14 protein-coding genes are annotated in these 13,456 nt (G+C 39.0%); 12 read left to right on the forward strand and 2 right to left on the reverse strand.

What is annotated here, in order from left to right; genetic code table 11:
- Positions 1-249: 249 nt before the first annotated feature.
- From G6W43_RS09970 to G6W43_RS10025, 12 genes are all read left to right on the forward strand, one after another.
- Positions 250-1,302, forward strand: coding sequence for a flagellar basal body P-ring protein FlgI (locus tag G6W43_RS09970; RefSeq protein WP_149712233.1), 1,053 nt, complete (start codon positions 250-252; stop codon positions 1,300-1,302).
- Positions 1,302-1,601: a rod-binding protein gene (locus G6W43_RS09975; RefSeq protein WP_012001656.1), complete on the forward strand. Its 300-nt coding sequence runs from the start codon at positions 1,302-1,304 to the stop codon at positions 1,599-1,601. The genes G6W43_RS09970 and G6W43_RS09975 overlap by 1 nt, the downstream gene beginning before the upstream one ends.
- Positions 1,602-1,659: 58 nt before the next feature.
- Positions 1,660-1,863 (forward strand): flagellar biosynthesis anti-sigma factor FlgM, encoded by a 204-nt coding sequence (locus G6W43_RS09980; protein ID WP_035142326.1) that lies wholly within the window; start codon positions 1,660-1,662, stop codon positions 1,861-1,863.
- A gap of 16 nt (positions 1,864-1,879) precedes the next feature.
- The gene (locus G6W43_RS09985) at positions 1,880-2,311 is read left to right on the forward strand and encodes a flagellar export chaperone FlgN (RefSeq protein ID WP_012001657.1); all 432 of its coding nucleotides are present in this window, start codon (positions 1,880-1,882) and stop codon (positions 2,309-2,311) included.
- A 3-nt stretch (positions 2,312-2,314) separates the two neighbouring features.
- A complete protein-coding gene (flgK, locus tag G6W43_RS09990; RefSeq protein ID WP_002942291.1) occupies positions 2,315-4,186 on the forward strand; it encodes a flagellar hook-associated protein FlgK in 1,872 nt (623 codons plus the stop codon).
- A complete protein-coding gene (locus G6W43_RS09995) occupies positions 4,183-4,950 on the forward strand; it encodes a TIGR02757 family protein (protein WP_149712234.1) in 768 nt (255 codons plus the stop codon). The genes flgK and G6W43_RS09995 overlap by 4 nt, the downstream gene beginning before the upstream one ends.
- A 66-nt stretch (positions 4,951-5,016) precedes the next feature.
- Positions 5,017-5,553, forward strand: coding sequence for a superoxide dismutase family protein (locus tag G6W43_RS10000; RefSeq protein WP_149712235.1), 537 nt, complete (start codon positions 5,017-5,019; stop codon positions 5,551-5,553).
- A 144-nt stretch (positions 5,554-5,697) separates the two neighbouring features.
- Positions 5,698-6,459, forward strand: a complete 762-nt coding sequence (locus G6W43_RS10005; RefSeq protein ID WP_149712236.1) for a TSUP family transporter — start codon at positions 5,698-5,700, stop codon at positions 6,457-6,459.
- 65 nt (positions 6,460-6,524) lie between these two features.
- Complete coding sequence (locus G6W43_RS10010) at positions 6,525-7,208, forward strand: F0F1 ATP synthase subunit A (RefSeq protein WP_002942300.1); 684 nt, start codon at positions 6,525-6,527, stop codon at positions 7,206-7,208.
- A gap of 164 nt (positions 7,209-7,372) precedes the next feature.
- On the forward strand, positions 7,373-8,794 hold the full coding sequence (gene gatB, locus G6W43_RS10015; protein WP_109146246.1) for an Asp-tRNA(Asn)/Glu-tRNA(Gln) amidotransferase subunit GatB: 1,422 nt from the start codon (positions 7,373-7,375) through the stop codon (positions 8,792-8,794).
- Positions 8,795-8,806: 12 nt separating this feature from the next.
- On the forward strand, positions 8,807-9,697 hold the full coding sequence (locus G6W43_RS10020; RefSeq protein ID WP_103613839.1) for an NAD(P)H-dependent glycerol-3-phosphate dehydrogenase: 891 nt from the start codon (positions 8,807-8,809) through the stop codon (positions 9,695-9,697).
- Positions 9,694-10,749, forward strand: coding sequence for a glycoside hydrolase family 3 N-terminal domain-containing protein (locus tag G6W43_RS10025; protein ID WP_109146245.1), 1,056 nt, complete (start codon positions 9,694-9,696; stop codon positions 10,747-10,749). The genes G6W43_RS10020 and G6W43_RS10025 overlap by 4 nt, the downstream gene beginning before the upstream one ends.
- A gap of 15 nt (positions 10,750-10,764) precedes the next feature.
- Here the strand turns inward: G6W43_RS10025 and G6W43_RS10030 are convergent, their stop codons facing one another.
- The gene (locus tag G6W43_RS10030; RefSeq protein WP_149712237.1) at positions 10,765-11,955 is read right to left on the reverse strand and encodes an McrC family protein; all 1,191 of its coding nucleotides are present in this window, start codon (positions 11,953-11,955) and stop codon (positions 10,765-10,767) included.
- Positions 11,927-13,456, reverse strand: a 1,530-nt coding sequence (locus G6W43_RS10725) for an McrB family protein (protein WP_242047671.1), incomplete at its 5' end; no start/stop codon positions are given. The genes G6W43_RS10030 and G6W43_RS10725, both read right to left, overlap by 29 nt.

The following is a 13,456-nucleotide window of genomic DNA, read 5'->3' on the forward strand; positions in this document are numbered from 1 at the left end:
CATCTAAATAGTACTTAATCTATGATATTTTGATAAATACCTTTGAATTGGTTAATGATTTTTAAGATTTTAATAAATTTGTTGTTTTATGTTTTTAATACTATATGAGAAATGCTATAAACTTCTTTATTTTTTCTTAAATTATGAAACAAACTATGTATTAATTTTTTATAATTTTTATTAAGCCTAAATACTTTTGGAACATCTTTTGCTTTAAAAACCTAAAATAGCTAAATTTTAGGAAAAAATATGAAAAAAATTTTATCTTTTGTAGCAGCTTCAGTGATAGCTACTTCAGCCTTTGCTACGCAGATAAAAGAGCTTGCAAATATCGTTGGCGTAAGGGATAACCAGCTAATAGGCTATGGTTTAGTCGTCGGACTAAACGGCACAGGGGACGGCTCAACGTCAAAATTTACGATCCAGTCGCTATCAAACATGCTTCAAGGCGTAAATGTCAAGATAAATCCAGATGATATCAAGTCTAAAAACGCAGCCGCTGTTATGGTGACAGCAAAATTACCTGCATTTGCAAGACATGGCGACAAGCTTGATATCGAGATCTCATCTATCGGCGATGCAAAAAACTTACAAGGTGGCACCCTTCTTATGACCCCGCTAAAAGGCGTTGATGGCGATATCTACGCTTTGGCTCAAGGACCTCTTAGTATCGGTGGCAAAAGCGCAGGCAGAAGTGGCGGCAATCACCCAACCGTAGGCACTATCTTAAATGGCGCCCTTGTGGAGCGCGAGGTCACTTACGATATCTACAACCAAGATAGCATAAAACTAAGCCTAAAAGATACAAATTTTAAAACCGCTCTTGATATCCAAAACGCCATAAATGCAAACATCTCAGACGACACCGCAAAGGCGATCGATCCAAGAACGGTTATCGTTAAAAAGCCAGATGATGTTAGCATCATCGAGCTTGCAAGCGCTGTGCTTGATCTTGATGTCGAGTATAAGCCAGATGAGAAGATCGTAGTTGATGAGAGAACTGGCACGATAGTTAGCGGTATAAACGCGGTAGTTAGTCCAGTCGTGATAACTCACGGCGCTATAACTATAAAGATAGAGCCAAACAGCTACGAAGAGGCAGCGCAAAATGATGTAAATATAGGTAGCGACACCTCGGTGGCTCCTAGTCAAAATTTACTTAAAATTTCAGGCGAAAAAACAACCGTTGCAAACGTAACAAGAGCGCTAAACAAGCTTGGTGCAACACCAAGTGACATCATCTCGATACTTGAAAATTTAAAACGAGTTGGCGCGATACAAGTCGATCTGGAGATAATATAATGCAAATAGACAACACCCTAGCACTAAATTCATATAGTGACATCTCAGCAAACAAGATAAAAAATGCAAATGCCAAACAAGATGCACTTTTGAAAGAGCAAACTGACGCTTTTGAAGCATTTATGGTAAAAGCTGTTCTTGATATCGCTTTAAAAGAAGATGATAAGAACTCACTCTATCCAAAAGCCGCTGGCAGCGACATTTACAGATCAATGTATAATGACGCTATGAGCAAAGCTTTGAGTGGAAATTTAGGTTTTTCAGAACTTTTATACGATTTTTTGAAGAGAGACTCTTAAGTAAATTTATATTTTGCCGATGTAGTGATATAAACATTTTATTTTAAGAGGTATGGATATGATAACTCCTTTGAACCAAAGACCAAACTACCAGGCAAATACGCTAAATAAAAATAGCGATGCTAGAGTTGAAAATGAAAACAAAGAAGTAAAAACAAACGAAAACGCAAGAGTAAAAGAGATAGCTGATGCAATAGCAAATGGCACCTATCAGGTAGATATCTCTAAAACAGCAAAAGCTGTGGCTGATGCGTTGCTCTAAATTTAAAGGAATTTAAATGATAAAGAAGCTTTTGGACGAGGCCATAGGCGAGCTAGACGAGCTTATAAATTTAACGATGCAAGATATCGCCAATATAAAAGAGGCGAAGCACTCAAGCGTTGATGAGAGCGTGAAGAAGAAAAATGCTCTCGTGCGCGCTTTTGAAGATACCAAAAGAGCTTTGGACAAAGAGCTACTAAGGGTTTCAAAAGAGAGTGGCACTACGACACTTGCAAATGTTTTAGATGATGAAGTGAAGTCAAAGCTAGTGCTTATGCGTTCAAAGCTTGAAATTTTGCATAAAGTAAATAAAGAATATGCAAGACACGTCGTTGTTGTTAAGGAGTTTTTCGACTCGCTTAGCAAAAAAGTCTTTGGCACTCAGACTAATGAATACGGACAAGACGGCAGCGGCACAGATAATAATTTTTACAAATCAAGGGTTTAAACAATGGCTAATATCTTTATGTCATTAGGCACAGGCGTTTCAGGGCTAAATGCAGCCCAAGTGCAAATAAGCACAACTGGAAACAACATCACAAACGCCGATAGTAACTACTACACAAGGCAGCGTGTAGTCCAGTCTGCATCTCCAGCGATGAACACAGTCCCTGGCGGCGTTGGCACAGGCACGCAAGTAGATACTGTGACAAGGCTTCACGATGAGTTTGCCTATTCAAGACTAAAATATTCATCGTCAAATTTAGAAAATACAGGCTATAAACAGAGAATTTTACAAGAGGCGACAAAATACTTCCCAGACCTAAAAGATAACGGCATGGTAAAAGATATACAGGAGTATTTTGCTGCGTGGAATAACTTTGCTTCGAACCCAGACGAGGGCGCTCAAAAGGTAAATTTGATAAACAAAGCTAGCGTTTTAACAGCTAGCATCAACCGCTCATCAAAGATGCTTTATGATATGCACACGCAGATAGATGAGACTATAAAGATAAATATAAATGAGATAAACTCACTTGGCAAGCAAATAGCAAATATCAATAAACAAATTCAAAGAGTTGAATCTGGCGCAGATGCTGGCATCAAGATAAATGCAAACGACCTTCGTGACAAGCGCGATGAGCTAGAGCTTGCTATGTCAAAGCTGGTAAATACAGCTGTTTATAAAAGCGATCTAAAAAGCGAGTCAAGGATAGATACAGGCATAAGCGATCAAGGAAGATACTACAACCTAAATATCGGCGGTGTAAGCATCGTTGATGGCGTAAATTTTCATGAAATTTCTATGAGCTCAACTGAGAGTGGACAATACACAAAAATTTATTATGAAAGAGAAGATGGCAGACGCATCCCTATGGAGGAGAAGATCACAAATGGCAAGATAGGCGCTGCGCTTGATCTTAGAGGACGCAACTACGAGCCAGACAATGATAAATTTAGCGATGGTATCATCCAAAAATATATCGACAATCTAAATACATTTTCAAAAACTTTAATAACTAGCACAAATAACGTCTATGCCGAGTCTGCGGTTGAAATTTCAAACTCAGATCCGATCAGCTACCTAGAAAACGACAAGACGCTGATGAACCACGACAACAGCATAAGAAACGGCAGTTTTGATGCTATCGTTTATGACAACAAGGGTAACGTCGTAGCCAAAAAGACCATCGAGATAAACGGCACTACGACGATGAACGATACAAAATACGGCAACTCTGTTGTGCAGGATTTTAACTCAAATTCAGACGATAACAACGACAACAACATGCTAAATGACGTCGATGACTTTTTTGAAGCGTCGTATTTTTATGATAAAAACACGCATCAAGGCACATTTGCGCTCATACCAAAGCAAGCTCAAGGGCTTTATAGCATCTCAATAGTCGATCACGGCACAAATTTCCCAGGCGTTGTTGGCATCAATAGATTTTTTTCTGGCACAAACTCAAATACAATAGGCATCAATCAAAATTTCACTCAAGATCATACAAAGCTTCGTGCTTACTCAAAGCCAGTCGTGGGTAATAACGAAGTTGCAAACAAGATGATCCAGCTTCAGTACCAAAAGCAGACATTTTACTCAAGTGGCACTGCGCTTGATAGAGATGAGACGATCGAGGGATATTACCGATATTTTACGACCGATATGGCGAGCGATACCGAGGCAAACAACACTATCCACGACACAAATACATCTTTGCAAAGGACTGCTGAAGAGGAATTTCAATCAACAAGTGGCGTAGATACCAACGAAGAGCTTACAAACTTAATCCGCTTTCAAGCAAGCTACGGCGCAGCAGCAAAGATCATCACAACCGTTGATCAGATGCTTGACACCCTTCTTTCACTAAAACAATGAGCGAACTAAAGAGTCTTTTAGACGCACACGTACTTAGTAAAAATACAAATTCGGGGCTATTTGACGCCCCAGATCCTCTTCAAGTAGCTACTAAATTTAAAGAGCCAAACATAGCGCTCATTTGCGCGTTATTTGCTTATGGCAACGCAAAAATGATAGTGAAATTTCTAAATTCGCTTGAATTTAGCCTACTTGATGAGAGCGAGCAAAATATCAAAAAAAATCTGTCAAATTTCAAATACCGCTTTCAAAATGAAAACGACGTAAAAGAAATTTTCATCACACTTTCACGACTGAAAAAAGAGGGCGGCATAGAAGAAATTTTGCGCCAAGGGCTTGCAAAAAATGGCGAGATGATAGAAGCAGTAAATGAGCTTATCAAATTTATATATGGGCTAAATTCTTACCGCTCAGACGGATATGAGTTTTTCTTTGGTAAGAGCTTTAGCAAAGAGCCGCAAAGCCCATATAAACGCTACAACATGTATCTTCGCTGGATGGTGCGAGATAGCGACATCGACCTTGGGCTATTTAAAAATTTGCCAAAAGATAGACTTTTGATGCCACTTGATGTGCATACGCATAGGGTTTCATTAAATTTAGGACTTATAAATAGAAAGAGCTACGACTTCAAAGCGGTCATGGATCTTACAAAAAAACTTAGAGAATTTGACGAGCTAGACCCGATAAAATACGACTTTGCGCTTTACAGGATAGGGCAAAGTAAAGAGCTAGAAACTATCGTAAAAAATCTTAAAAAATAAAAATTATTGCTAAATTTTTAAATTTAGGATAGACTTGCCATACAATTTTATCCATAAGGAGTGTGTATGAAAAAAATCGTTTTACTAAGTGCTGTTCTAGGAACACTACTTTTTGCTCACGAGGGCCATCACTTTGATCCAAAGGCTGGCGAGCATCTTGTGATCCCAGTTAGCGAACTAAGCGAAAAAGGCGACAAAAGCGTTGGCGAAGTAGTAGCTGTTAAGACAAACTACGGCGTTGCACTTTTCCCAAATCTCAAAGGTCTTCCTGCAGGACTTCACGGCTTCCACGTTCACCAAAATGCTGACTGTGGCGCGACTGAAAAAGGTCTTGGTATGAAAGCAGGCGGTCACTGGGATCCAGCTGAGACAAAAATGCACTCATTTGCGTGGGACGACAATGGCCACAAAGGCGATCTACCAGCTCTTTACGTAGACGCTGAGGGCAATGCAAACTACCCAGTGCTAGCTCCAAAGATCAAAAACCTTGACGAGCTAAAAGGTCACTCACTAATGGTTCACGTTGGTGGCGACAACCACAGCGACCAGCCAAAAGCACTTGGCGGTGGCGGCGCTAGAATGCTTTGCGGCGTTATTAAATAATTAAGCCCCACAAAAAGCCTTTAAATTTATATGTTTAAAGGCTTTTTTAAATTTAGCGCTCAAATTTAACCCCCGTTTCTAAGATGAAATTTCAAAATTTTAAACTACAATCCGCTTTTTAACTTAAATTTACAAAGAACAAAAATGGAATTTGACCTACTTAGCTACACTGTCTTTTTTGTCGCTGCATTTTTGGGTGGTTTTATCGACGCGATCGCAGGAGGTGGCGGACTGATCACTTTGCCAGCCATCATGGCTATGGGCGTGCCACCTCATCTTGCCCTTGGTACAAACAAGCTTCAAGGCGTCTTTGGCAGCTTCACGGCAACGATAAATTTCACTAAAAAAGGGCTGATTAATTACAAAGAGTGCTTTGTTGGCATAGTTTTTACATTTATTGGAGCCCTCATTGGCGCAACGCTCATCTTATTTTTAAATGCAAATTTCTTAAAAATCATCATCCCATTTTTGCTAATCGCCATCTTCATCTATACGCTTTTTATGCCAAAAATAGGTGAGAGCGACAGGGCTGCAAAGATGAATGAGAGGCTATTTTATGTCATATTTGGACTAATTCTTGGCTTTTATGATGGCTTTTTTGGCCCAGGAGCAGGATCATTTTGGATGTTTGCGATGGTGGCTTTAATTGGGCTAAATTTAAAAAAGGCGGTCGCTCACACAAAGGCCTTAAATTTTACCAGCAACATCGTAGCACTTGGCGTTTTTATAGCTGGCGGACAGATACTTTGGCTAGTTGGCTTTTTGATGGCTGTGGGGCAAATTTTAGGAGCATATTTTGGCTCAAATTTAGTCATCAAAAAAGAGGTCAAATTTATTAGAACGATGTTTTTGATAGTTGTCGCAGCGACCATTTGCAAACTACTTTTTGACTACTTCAAGGCTTAAAATTAAAAATGTTTTAACAATAATTTTGTTACAATCACGCAAAATTCTAAATCTAAGGTAAATCAATGAAAGATTTGTTTCTATTCTCAAATTTGCTAAACCATTCACATGCCTTTGTCTATGCGTTTCACTTTTGCCTTGTAGCTTTGATCATCCTTATCGTTGCCTACATCGCAAGGAGCAAAATGCAGCTTGTGCCAAGAGGCCTTCAAAACATAGTTGAGGCTTATTTAGAGGGCGTTATCTCTATGGGCAAGGATACTTTAGGTAGCGAAAAGCTAGCTAGAAAATACCTCCCACTTGTCGCAACTATCGGCTTTATCGTATTTTTCTCAAACGTCATCGGTATCATCCCTGGCTTTGAGTCACCAAGCTCAAGCTTAAATTTAACTCTAGTTTTGGCTTTGGTTGTATTTATTTACTACAACTTTGAGGGCATTAGAGAAAATGGCTTTTTCAAATACTTTGGACACTTCATGGGACCAAACAAATTTCTAGCTCCTATAATGTTCCCAGTTGAAGTCATCTCACATCTTTCACGTGTAGTTTCGCTCTCTTTCCGTCTTTTTGGTAACATTAAGGGCGATGACTTATTTTTGCTTGCGATGCTTACACTTGCACCATGGTTTGCTCCACTTCCAGCCTTTGCACTTCTAACACTTATGGCTGTTTTGCAAACATTTATCTTCATGATGCTAACTTACGTTTATCTAGCTGGTGCAGTCGCTATTAGCGAGCACGAGCATTAAAATTTAAAGCCATATTTTTATATGGCTTTTCTCTTTTTAAATTTATTCTCCAAAAACCTTTTTAACCTATATAAATATATCGCTAAAGCTCCCCTTTAGATATTTTAAAAGAAAGTATCGCTAAAATACGCACTAAAAATTTGCATAAATTTAAAGGTAAAAATATGTTTGAAGTCGTTATCGGTTTAGAAGTTCACACTCAGCTTAATACAAAAACTAAAATTTTCTGCTCTTGCTCGACTAGCTTTGGCGACGAGGCAAACACTCACGTTTGTCCGACCTGCCTAGCTCTGCCTGGAGCGCTACCTGTGCTAAACAAAGAGGCAGTCAAAAAGGCGATCAGCTTTGGCACAGCGATAAACGCTAAGATAAATAAAAAATCAGTCTTTAATAGAAAAAACTACTTCTACCCAGACCTTCCAAAGGCATATCAAATTTCACAGTTTGAGATACCTATCGTAGAAGGTGGCGAGCTCATCATCGACGTAAATGGCACTAAAAAACGTATCGGAGTAACAAGAGCGCACCTTGAAGAGGATGCTGGCAAGAACATCCACGAAGAAAATGAGAGCTTGGTCGATCTAAACAGAGCCGGCACGCCGCTTCTTGAGATAGTTAGCGAGCCAGACCTTAGAAGTAGCGACGAGGCGGTGGCTTATCTTAAAAAGCTACACTCGATCCTTCGCTTTTTAAATATCAGCGACGCAAATATGCAGGAAGGTAGCTTCCGCTGCGACGCAAACGTCTCTATCCGTCCAAAAGGCGATACCAAGCTTTATACAAGGGTTGAGATAAAAAACCTAAATTCATTTAAATTTATCCAAAAGGCGATCGATTATGAGGTAGAGCGCCAAAGTGCAGCGTGGGAAGATGGCAAATATGACGAAGAGGTCTATCAAGAGACAAGGCTGTTTGACACGACAAATTTAGTGACAAGATCGATGCGTGGCAAAGAGGATAGTGCGGAGTATAGGTATTTCCCTGACCCTGACTTGCTCCCTGTTGAAGTGCCAGAAGAGATGTATAACGAAGCGATAAAAATCCCAGAGCTTGCTGAGCAAAAGGTCGCAAGATATATTAGTGAGCTAGGCGTAAAAGAGAGTGATGCACTAAATTTAACACAAAGCGTTGAGATGGCTAGATATTTTGAAGAGCTAATCGCCGCTGGAATTCAGCCAAAGCTTGCTACTACGTGGCTCATAGTCGAGCTTCTTGGCCGCTTAAATAACGGCGTAACGATCGAGACAAGCCCGGTTGGTAGCGCTAAGATGATAAATTTACTAAAACGCATAGAAGATGGCACGATAAGCGGCAAGGCCGCAAAAGAGGTGCTAGACTATCTAATGGAGCATGACGCAGACGTTGATAGCGTCATCGAAAAGCTTGGCTTAAAACAAGTGAGCGACGACTCAGCGATCGTTGCGATCATAGATCAAATTTTAGCTGCAAACGCCGATAAAGTCGAAGAGTATAAAAACGGCAAAGATAAGATGTTTGGCTTCTTTGTCGGTCAGGTGATGAAAGAGGGCAAGGGTGCCTTTAACCCAGGTAAGGTCAATGAGCTTTTAAAGGCCAAAATAGGCTAAAAAAGGGCTAAAATGAGCATAGCAGTCATTGGAGCTGGCAAGTGGGGCAGTGCGCTTTTTCACGCATTTAGTGAAAATAACGAGTGCGTCATCAGCTCAAGAACGCCAAGAGAGATGCTAAATTTTGTAAGCTTGGATGAAGCTTTGGAGTGCGAATATCTAGTCTGCACGATCCCAACGCAAGCTACAAATTTATGGCTAAAGCAAAACTACAAAAACAAAGGTCAAAAGATCCTAGTCGCCAGCAAGGGCATAGACACGGCAAATCTTAAATTTCTAAATGAAATTTACGAGGATTTTGTTGATAGAGAAAATTTGGCCTTTCTTTCTGGGCCGACCTTTGCAAAAGAGATCATGCAAAAGCTGCCTTGCGCCTTAGTGGTAAATTCTAAAAATCAAAATTTAGCTTTAAAATTTGCTTCATTTTTCCCAAGCTATATGAAAGCATACACTTCTGATGATGTGATCGGCGCTGAGGTGTGCGGAGCCTATAAAAACGTGATCGCCATAGCTGGCGGTATCTGCGACGGACTTGGTCTTGGCAACAACGCAAGGGCTAGCCTCATTTCGCGTGGGCTTGTCGAGATGGCTAGATTTGGCAAATTTTTTGGCGCAAAAGATGAGACATTTATGGGGCTAAGCGGTGCAGGGGATCTGTTTTTAACCGCTTCGTCGATACTCTCGCGCAACTACCGCGTAGGTCTTGGCATCGCAAGGCACGAGAGACTAGAGAAAATTTTAAATGAGCTTGGCGAGGTAGCAGAGGGCGTCGATACTGCAAGAGCTATTAGCAAGATCGCTAAAGAAAAGGGCATATATGTGCCTATTGCTAGCGAGGTTGAAAATATGCTAAATGGCAAAGACGTTTTTGAGAGCGTAAAATCGCTTTTGGGAAGAAGATGAGAGCTTTTAAATTTATACTTTTTGTGGCTATTTTTGCTTTGGGTCTAAACGGCGCAGAGGTGAGCCTAAGAGCCAAGGTCTCGCAGATGATAATGGTTGGCTTTAACGGAGTCAGTACAAAAGACGCTGCGTTTCGCGCGATGTTAAGCGACGCTGGGTATGAGAGATTTGGCGGAGTGATGCTACTTGGTAGAAATGTCACTAGCAAAGCCCAACTAAAAGCTAGCATAAAGGCTATCAAAGAGAAAAGTCCTAAAATTTTCATCGCTATCGACGAAGAGGGCGGCAACGTAAGCCGTATGAAGGATAAGAGCTTTGATGGCCCATATCCTAGCGCATACGAGGTCGCAAGCACACTTGATATCAAAAGTGCATATGACCTCTACTCAAAAATGGCTATAAATTTAAAAGAGTGTGGCATAAATTTAAATTTCGCCCCAGTGGTCGATCTGCATGATGAAAACTCACCGATCATCGCAGCTAAGCAAAGGGCATTTAGCGAGTATGCAAGCAAGGTGGTGATCTACGCTGATGCTTTTATGGATGCATTTAAAGAGCAGGGCATTCTAACGACACTTAAGCACTTTCCAGGGCATGGCAGCTCAAAAGAGGACTCACATAAAAATAAGAGCGAGGTCACGCTAAGCAAAGATGCGCTACTACCATATAAAGACGCCATAAGCACAGGTAGAGCGCAGATCATCATGGTCGGGCACCTTTTTGTAAAAGGCATCGACGAGGACAATCCAGCCACACTTTCTAAAAAAATAATAACCGATCTCTTGCGAAATGAGCTTAAATTTAATGGCGTGGTTATCAGTGATGATATGCTGATGAAAGGCGTTGGCGACGAGACATTGGCTCAAAAAGTGGTGAAATTTATAAACGCTGGTGGCGACATCTTACTCTTTAGCGAGTTTAAGATAAATAACCAAAGAACGGCTGATCTAATAACTCAGATCATAATTGACGCTGTAAATGAGAAAAAGATCAGCAAAGAGCGAATAGACGCTTCATACAAGAGGATAATGGCTCTTAAAGCGAAGCTTTAAATTTGGCTCTTAAAGTTACGCTAGTAAATTTGCGTTATTTTCGTCTTTTTCAAGATCAAAATATAAAATTTCAAGCCACATTTCATCGTCGTATCTAAATTTCATAGTTTTTTGTCTTATGTCATCTATTTTTGGATAGATGAGGTGTAGCTTATCACACTCGTGTTTTTTGCCGTAAGCATATAACTGATATAGATCAGCTTGTGAGATATCATCTCTTGAACTTACGATCTTCCATTTTGTGTCGGCTATAAATTTGCCTTTTAAAAATATATCAGGCCTTAGTTTAAAACTTTTTGGCTCTTCTACGAGGTGTTTTTCTGAGTGTTGTAATATAGTGCCTGAAAACTTTTTCTTTATAAAATTTCCAACATAGCTTTCAAAGAGCGCATTCATATCAAATAGCAAGGCAAGGGCTAGATCATCGCCCTTGTGCGGTGTAAATGAGTTGTTAAGCAAAAAGATCTTGCACCATAAAAGAGTTTGCTCATAGTGCCTTATTTGACGGTTTATGACAAGCTTTGCAAAGAAATTTTTATAATCCTCGCACTCTGAAACCTCATCAAATATAAATAAAAGCTCGCGTATTTTTTGCTGATTTTTACTAGAATTTGACTTTTTGTATAGAAATTTAAGAGTTGTTTTTATGATCCTATTTATCTTTATGTCGCTTAAAAATTCGCTGTATCCTACGTAAAACCGCTCTTTGTGGATGCTATTTCTTTTTATCTGCTCGTTTATGTTTAGCTTTCCTTTTAGGAAATTTAGGTTCTCCTCTAGCGCCACATAGTCGCTTTTTATCCCCTTTTTTACAAGAGCTTCAAGCTCGCATAAAAACATAGAGATGAAAATTTCCAAAAGCGGTAAATTTTGTGTTTTTAAACTGGCTAAATTTGAGATTTTAAATGGGAAATTTTTTAGCGTTCTTAGCATTTTTATAAAAACTGCTTTTGATCTTTCGGCGTCGTTTTTGTCTGCTATTTTTGGCAAAATCTCTATCGTTAAGCCACTTTTTGTCTGCAAGACGCCGACATAGTTTCTGGCCTGTATAAATTTCCCGCCAACTCCGCTTGCTATCCTTAAAAACGGCGCATTTTCATCACTATTTTTAAGGATAAAATTTTCTATATCGCCAAAGTCTTTTTTACATATATCGTGCTGATATATGCGCTCAAACTCAGTTAGCGTTATCTGGCTTTGTTGCATTTTTATAAATTTCTATGTAGCTTTGCGGATTATTAAAGGCTTCGCTATTTATCTCATATAAAATCTTATCGTCTATATAGTCGATTTTTCCTCTAAATAGTTTTTCAACTGCCATATTTCTCTTGATTTTAACAAGCTGTAAATTTTCATCTTTTTGACTATCGCCTAAAACAAGCCTAATCTTCTCCCAGTCGTCGTAAAAATACTCTTGTAGTAGTGGTAAAATTTTGTTTTTAAAGACATTTGCAAGCGTTTTTAAGTCTGACACATTTATAAAATAAGCATGCCCTATCGTGTGATCTCTGTCGTAAAGATACTCTATGCGCTCGTTTATCGTTTTTAGCATTTCTCTTACATTAATGCCTTCAATGATTGTTTTATTTAGCGTATCGTATTCTGGCATCATCTCTACAAACTCAAACCTTCTTCTAAGAGCCGTATCCATAAGAGCTATGCTTCTATCTGCTGTATTCATCGTGCCTATTATGTATAAATTTGACGGCACTCCAAATTTCTCTTTTGAGTATGGCAGCTCGACCATTATCTCGTCATCTGCTCCTAGTCTTTTTGACGGCTCTATAAGAGTTATGAGCTCACCAAAAATTTTAGATATATTTCCGCGGTTGATCTCGTCGATAAAGATGGCATATTTTGGTGTGTTTTCATTAAAAAACTTTTGTCGCTCATCTTTTGGCAAATCGCAAAAGTCCCTAAGTTTGCCTTTGTAATCACTAAGAAGCAAAGCATTTTCGCAGCACTGATAAAAAATTCCTTTTGATATCTCATAAGTTATATCGCCATCTTCGTTTTCACTATCAAATAGAGGCTTTATACCCTCAACAAATTCCTCATACCCATAGCTTTGGTGAAATGTTATAAATTTAAAATTTTCTTTAGTGTAGCTTGTGCCTACTTTTTGTTCTTTTATCTCTTTATATTTTTCGTAAAGCTCTATGGCTTCAGGGCACTCATCATTAAGTATTTTTGTATCTACACACCATTCACTTTTCTCGTTTTTCTCAAAGATAAAAGGCGCTCGTCTTTCTTGTGTTTTTACATATTCACAATCCATTTTTGTATGAAATAACAAATCTGATGATATTGTTTGTATTGGTGTTTTTGAACCTGATTTTATTGATTTTAATTTAAATAAAATGTGATTTACTATGCCGTTATTTAGTTTAAGCCAACCGCCATTAGTGTTTGACTCAGCTGCATCATACAAGATGGCTGCAGCCACTTGATACCAAGTGTAGTTTTCTATTTTTAACATTTCATATAACGCATCAGTGTCACCACTTGATTTTACATTGAGATATTGAGTAAATTTGTCCATGATCTTTGAAAGATTATAGGTTTTTCCAGTTCCTGGAGGACCATATAAAATTTGATTTAGTGAGAAATTTATTTGTCTCTTTTGTATTTCATTATTTGTTGTTGGTATCGTCTCTAACTTACCTTTTTTAAAATCTCTATAATAATTTACTGCACGCATATACTT

It is taken from the genome of Campylobacter concisus (assembly GCF_015229965.1).
Taxonomy (GTDB): domain Bacteria; phylum Campylobacterota; class Campylobacteria; order Campylobacterales; family Campylobacteraceae; genus Campylobacter_A; species Campylobacter_A concisus_BD.

What these genes read in the sequence shown, in the direction of transcription:
- G6W43_RS09970 (WP_149712233.1), top strand. Translation starts at nt 250, where the DNA reads ATGAAAAAAATTTTATCTTTTGTAGCAGCTTCAGTGATAGCTACTTCA.
- G6W43_RS09975 (WP_012001656.1), top strand. Translation starts at nt 1,302, where the DNA reads ATGCAAATAGACAACACCCTAGCACTAAATTCATATAGTGACATCTCA.
- G6W43_RS09980 (WP_035142326.1), top strand. Translation starts at nt 1,660, where the DNA reads ATGATAACTCCTTTGAACCAAAGACCAAACTACCAGGCAAATACGCTA.
- G6W43_RS09985 (WP_012001657.1), top strand. Translation starts at nt 1,880, where the DNA reads ATGATAAAGAAGCTTTTGGACGAGGCCATAGGCGAGCTAGACGAGCTT.
- flgK (WP_002942291.1), top strand. Translation starts at nt 2,315, where the DNA reads ATGGCTAATATCTTTATGTCATTAGGCACAGGCGTTTCAGGGCTAAAT.
- G6W43_RS09995 (WP_149712234.1), top strand. Translation starts at nt 4,183, where the DNA reads ATGAGCGAACTAAAGAGTCTTTTAGACGCACACGTACTTAGTAAAAAT.
- G6W43_RS10000 (WP_149712235.1), top strand. Translation starts at nt 5,017, where the DNA reads ATGAAAAAAATCGTTTTACTAAGTGCTGTTCTAGGAACACTACTTTTT.
- G6W43_RS10005 (WP_149712236.1), top strand. Translation starts at nt 5,698, where the DNA reads ATGGAATTTGACCTACTTAGCTACACTGTCTTTTTTGTCGCTGCATTT.
- G6W43_RS10010 (WP_002942300.1), top strand. Translation starts at nt 6,525, where the DNA reads ATGAAAGATTTGTTTCTATTCTCAAATTTGCTAAACCATTCACATGCC.
- gatB (WP_109146246.1), top strand. Translation starts at nt 7,373, where the DNA reads ATGTTTGAAGTCGTTATCGGTTTAGAAGTTCACACTCAGCTTAATACA.
- G6W43_RS10020 (WP_103613839.1), top strand. Translation starts at nt 8,807, where the DNA reads ATGAGCATAGCAGTCATTGGAGCTGGCAAGTGGGGCAGTGCGCTTTTT.
- G6W43_RS10025 (WP_109146245.1), top strand. Translation starts at nt 9,694, where the DNA reads ATGAGAGCTTTTAAATTTATACTTTTTGTGGCTATTTTTGCTTTGGGT.
- G6W43_RS10030 (WP_149712237.1), bottom strand. Translation starts at nt 11,955, where the DNA reads ATGCAACAAAGCCAGATAACGCTAACTGAGTTTGAGCGCATATATCAG.